At 64.8% G+C, this 1234-nt stretch carries 2 protein-coding genes; both read right to left on the bottom strand.

Going from position 1 to position 1234, the window contains the following annotated elements:
- Positions 1–17 precede the first annotated feature (17 nt).
- Positions 18–800 carry an IS630 family transposase gene (locus tag ACIBBH_RS42535; RefSeq protein ID WP_399414374.1) on the bottom strand — a complete coding sequence of 261 codons (783 nt, stop codon included), beginning with the start codon at positions 798–800 and terminating at the stop codon, positions 18–20.
- Positions 689–1234: helix-turn-helix domain-containing protein (locus ACIBBH_RS42530; RefSeq protein ID WP_399414372.1), on the bottom strand; the 546-nt coding region annotated here is incomplete at its 5' end. The genes ACIBBH_RS42535 and ACIBBH_RS42530, both read right to left, overlap by 112 nt.

Raw genomic sequence — 1234 nt, 5'->3', positions numbered from 1 at the left:
CTAGTAGATTGTCGCGGCTAATTTTTGGGATAGAGGTGGCGCAGTTTGATGCGTGCGTCGTGGGTGGTGAACTGCCAGTTCACCTGACGTCGGTCGGTGTTGGTGGCGTTCTGCCAGGCCGAGAGTTCGGTGTTGAGGATGTCGAGGTCGCTGATCCGGCGGTCGAGGCATTGCCGGGTCAGCGCGGAGAGTTCGATCTCGGCGATGTTGAGCCATGACCCGTGCTTGGGCGTGTGGTGGATCTCGAGGCGTTGGGCCAGGGCGAATGCCTCTTTTGGTTCGAATGCCTCGTACAACGAGGCGATGTTGTGGGTGTTGAGGTTGTCCATCACCAGCACCACGGCCTCGGCGTCGGGGTAGTCCACGCTCAGCAACTGCTTGACCTGGCCGGCCCAGTCGATCCGGGTGCGCTGGGACAGTGCCTGAACACGACGCCAGCCCCGCAGGGGCTCGACCCACACGAAGACCGAGCACGTGCCGCAGCGGATGTACTCGCTGTCCTGGCAGGCGTCGTGACCGGGGCGGGCCGGGAGCGGGTCGCGGGCATGGTCGAGGAGCTGGTAGGGCTTCTCGTCCATGCACACCACCGGACGTGCCGGGTCGTAGGGCCGCGCATACACGGCCAGCACGTCTTCCATCCGGGCAGCGAACTCCGCGTTCGCCCGTGGCGGGATGGTCCAGCACTTTCTCAGGTGAGGGCGCAGTTCCGTTTTTTTAAGACCCGCCCGATGGTGGAGTGGTCCAGATCGGGGATGTCCTCGGCCAGCGCGACGTGTTTCTCCAGCAGTCGCAACGACCACCGGGTATAGCCCTGGGGCGGCTGCGAGCACGCCATCGCGATCAGTCGGGCTTCGACCTCGCCCGTCACCGGCGAGGGCACCGGCGGCAGGTCACGCTTCTTCCGCGCGATCGTGGCGTGCACATCGCCACCGGTCTCGGCGAAACGCTTGGCGACCAGCCGTAACGTCTCACCGGAGACGCCGAGCCGGGCCGCGATCACCTCCTTGGAATCCACGTGGCCCACCGAGGTGTCCAGTGCAAGCAGCACCCGCGCACGCATGATCATCGAGGCCCCACGAACACCCGTCGTGGTCACCCGGACCAACTCCTCACGATCCTGCGGTGTCAACCTGACCGGCCGCTTCTTCTGTGAACCCATGACGGAGTCCTGTCCGGCAAAAGGGAAGGAGGAACCCACCAGACACGCCGCAATTAAGCAGCGACGCGCTACTAG

The sequence above is a fragment of the Streptomyces sp. NPDC051636 genome (genome assembly GCF_044453765.1).
GTDB lineage: Bacteria > Actinomycetota > Actinomycetes > Streptomycetales > Streptomycetaceae > Streptomyces.
The sequence above is the reverse complement of the archived record's forward strand: the minus strand, read 5'-3'. Positions and strand labels throughout refer to the sequence as shown.